This is a genomic window from Bradyrhizobium sp. UFLA05-108, assembly GCF_059803455.1.
On sequence record NZ_JBANAZ010000152.1, the window covers coordinates 1 to 2,771 of the forward strand.

6 protein-coding genes and 1 pseudogene are annotated in these 2,771 nt (G+C 62.3%); 2 read left to right on the forward strand and 5 right to left on the reverse strand.

Annotated features, from left to right (window positions below):
• From SO140_RS45345 to SO140_RS45365, 5 genes and pseudogenes are all read right to left on the reverse strand, one after another.
• The coding region (locus SO140_RS45345; protein WP_498544144.1) for a transposase domain-containing protein at window positions 1-425 on the reverse strand (425 nt) is incomplete at its 3' end.
• Window positions 426-498: 73 nt separating this feature from the next.
• Window positions 499-852 (reverse strand): IS66 family insertion sequence element accessory protein TnpB, encoded by a 354-nt coding sequence (gene tnpB, locus SO140_RS45350; RefSeq protein ID WP_498544145.1) that lies wholly within the window; start codon window positions 850-852, stop codon window positions 499-501.
• Window positions 849-1,157 carry a transposase gene (locus tag SO140_RS45355; RefSeq protein WP_498544146.1) on the reverse strand — a complete coding sequence of 103 codons (309 nt, stop codon included), beginning with the start codon at window positions 1,155-1,157 and terminating at the stop codon, window positions 849-851. Before SO140_RS45355 ends, tnpB begins: the two co-directional genes overlap by 4 nt.
• A 148-nt stretch (window positions 1,158-1,305) precedes the next feature.
• Window positions 1,306-1,515: pseudogene (locus SO140_RS45360) on the reverse strand (transposase domain-containing protein); the annotation flags it as partial.
• Window positions 1,509-1,823, reverse strand: a complete 315-nt coding sequence (locus tag SO140_RS45365) for a hypothetical protein (RefSeq protein ID WP_498544149.1) — start codon at window positions 1,821-1,823, stop codon at window positions 1,509-1,511. The gene SO140_RS45365 and the pseudogene SO140_RS45360, both read right to left, overlap by 7 nt.
• Here SO140_RS45365 and SO140_RS45370 point away from each other — a divergent pair.
• Both SO140_RS45370 and SO140_RS45375 read left to right on the forward strand, forming a co-directional pair.
• On the forward strand, window positions 1,822-2,001 hold the full coding sequence (locus SO140_RS45370) for a hypothetical protein (RefSeq protein ID WP_474805040.1): 180 nt from the start codon (window positions 1,822-1,824) through the stop codon (window positions 1,999-2,001). The two genes, SO140_RS45365 and SO140_RS45370, sit on opposite strands and share 2 nt — an antisense overlap.
• The coding region (locus SO140_RS45375) for a recombinase family protein (RefSeq protein WP_498544147.1) at window positions 1,988-2,771 on the forward strand (784 nt) is incomplete at its 3' end. The genes SO140_RS45370 and SO140_RS45375, both read left to right, overlap by 14 nt.

Here is a 2,771-nt window from a genome sequence, read left to right on the forward strand (position 1 = left end):
ATTACATGCAGAGGCGCGCGGCAGCACGGACAGCAGGTCACCTCCGGGACAATCGTGACGTCGATATGCGGCAGATGAGCCGGAAGCGCACCACGGCTGGCGCGACGCCGTTCAGCGCGCTGGCGTGCGCCTGCCGTGTCCTTCCGGTCCTGAGCCGCCTCGTCGCTGGCAATGGCCTGCTCGATGTCCTCGATCGCCAGCTGCAACTGCTCAGGATCGAGCTTCTCCGAGCGGCGACCGAACTGCGCGCGTTGCAGCTGGCGCAAGAGATGCTGAAGGCGATCCATTTGCGACAGCGCCTGGTCGCGTTCGACCATAGCCGCGTCGCACTTTGCGATCGCCGCGTCGCGCTCCGCGCGTGCCGCCGCAACCAGCGCCTGCAGCGCCTCGATATCAGTCGGAAGTTGATCCGTGGTCTCGCTCACGCCCGGTACTCAATCTGATTCGCGGGCCCTTGTGGTAGACTGCTGCCGACATGATTCAATTGGTCAACAGGGTTCACGAGGTTGCGCTTGGCTGAGCAATGTCGCGGGCATGCAGGCGCGACCAGTCCAGGCCGTCCATCAGCGCGGCGAGCTGTGATGCGGACAAACGCATCACGCCATCGCTGATCGGCGGCCAGCGGAACGCAGAATGCTCCAGCCGCTTCCACAGAAGCACGAGCCCGGACCCGTCCCAGGCCAAAATCTTCAAACGGTCCGCCCGCTTTGAACGAAAGACGAAAATTGTCCCCGCGAAGGGATCGTGGTGGAGTTGTTCGCGCACCAAAGCAGCGAGACCGTCGGCACCTCTACGGAAGTCGACCGGCCTCGTCGCGATCATGATTTTCACGCCCGCCGAAGCCGCGATCATGTCGTCGCCCTCACGGCCCGCAGCACATCGCGCAGCCAGGCTGGGTCGACCCCGGCCGCTGCACGCACTACCGCACCGCCAATCTCGATACTGATCGTCATCGAGTTCCGTATTGCCGCTTCCGCGGCCGTCGCAGTGGCGGGCAGCTCAGACACCACCGGTACGAAGAATGGCGCATCCTCCGCCGGCAAACTCAGCGAACCGGCACGCGCCGCCTTGCGCCACGCGAACAGGTGTTGCGGCGAGATGTCGTGTCGGCGCGCCACCTCGGACGCAACAGCGCCCGGTGCATACGACTCTGCCACGATCCGCCCCTTAGCCGCGTCGCTCCACCGCCGCCGACGCCCTGCTCCGACTTGGATATCCACCCGGCCCCGTGGCTCCGAAGCGTCAACTATATGGTCAACCATATATGCGAACCTAACTTGAATATGACGGCTCGCATGTTGCCGATCAGCTCACGCTGAACAAGGTGCGGGAGAAACGCCGCTTACGATGAACTGGGTGGGCGGCGATGCGGGCAAGGATGTCCGTGAGCCAGGCTTGCGGATCAACGCCGTTCATTTTGGCCGTGACGATCAAGCTATACATGGAAGCCGCGCGCCGCCCACCGCGGTCAGAGCCGCAGAACAGCCAGGCCTTTCGCCCGAGCGCCATCACCCGTTCATTCTGCCCATGTCGGGCAGGAGTTGGAAGTGCAATACCGTTGGCATCCCTATTTTGGCTGCAAGGTCGGCATCCGGCGCATAGCGCAGCGAGCAACCGGTCGATTCCTGAGCGTTATGGGCCCGGCGGGCGTGGTCGTTACCATTGCCGACTGGATGCTCGATCCCGTCATTTGCGCCGGGATGTGCATGGGTACGCCGCGCGTGGACCTCGCGGCACTTGTTGAACTGAAGCGGCTGTTGATAGGCGCCGCCAACACGACACACTCCTGCGGCGATGCCGGAATCGTTCAGGAGAATCACCATGACGTATCCCAAGCTGCCGTCGACAATAGCGAGTCGGCAGATGAACCTGCTGTTCGACGCCAAAAGATCGGAAGCGATGAGTCCCGCGGAGCGGAACAGAGTCGTATTGATACTGGCTCAGATACTGATGCAGGCGGCCGGCCTCAACGTCGAGGAGCTTGAAGATGACAAGCTCTGAGCTGATTCCTGCGGCCGTTCTTGAACGCAAGGCGGTCGTATATGTGCGCCAGTCGACGCAATCCCAGGTCATGACCAATCTCGAGAGCCAGCGTCGCCAATATGACTTGGTCGACATTGCCCGCCAGCGCGGATTTGTCGACGTGGAAATCATCGATGACGATCTCGGCCGATCGGCAAGCGGGACGGTGGCGCGCCCTGGGTTCGATCGCCTGGTCGCATGGCTATGCGCCGGCAAGATCGGTGCGGTCTTGTGCTTCGACGCGTCGCGGCTCGCCCGCAACGGTCGGGATTGGCATCACCTGCTCGAATTGTGTGGGCTCGTCGACGCCCGCGTCATCGATCTCGACGGCGTTTACAATCCCTGCCGGCCCAATGATCGCTTGCTCCTGGGCATGAAGGGCAGCATCAGCGAGTTCGAACTGGGCGTGCTCCGCGCGAGAATGCTGGACGCCGCCCGCTCGAAGGCGAGCCGGGGTGAGCTGCGACTGTCAGTTCCGTTCGGCTACGTCTGGCATCGCGAAGTGGGACTTGGTTTTGATCCTGACCTGCGCCTCCAAGAAGTGATCCGACTCATCTTCACGCGCTTCCGCCAGCTTGGCAGCGCGCGCCAGGTATTGCTTTCGATGAAGACCGATCAGATCCATTTCCCCCGGCCCTCCGACGAAGGCTGCATGACCAGCTTCGAATGGATGCCGATTCGTTATCGCAACGTCATCGCGGTTCTCAAGAATCCATTTTACGCCGGAGTCTATGTTTACGGAAAGAGCG

Coding starts and splice junctions, on each gene's coding strand:
- SO140_RS45370 (WP_474805040.1), top strand. CDS start 1,822: ATGACGTATCCCAAGCTGCCGTCGACAATAGCGAGTCGGCAGATGAAC.
- SO140_RS45365 (WP_498544149.1), bottom strand. CDS start 1,823: ATGGTGATTCTCCTGAACGATTCCGGCATCGCCGCAGGAGTGTGTCGT.
- tnpB (WP_498544145.1), bottom strand. CDS start 852: ATGATCGCGGCTTCGGCGGGCGTGAAAATCATGATCGCGACGAGGCCG.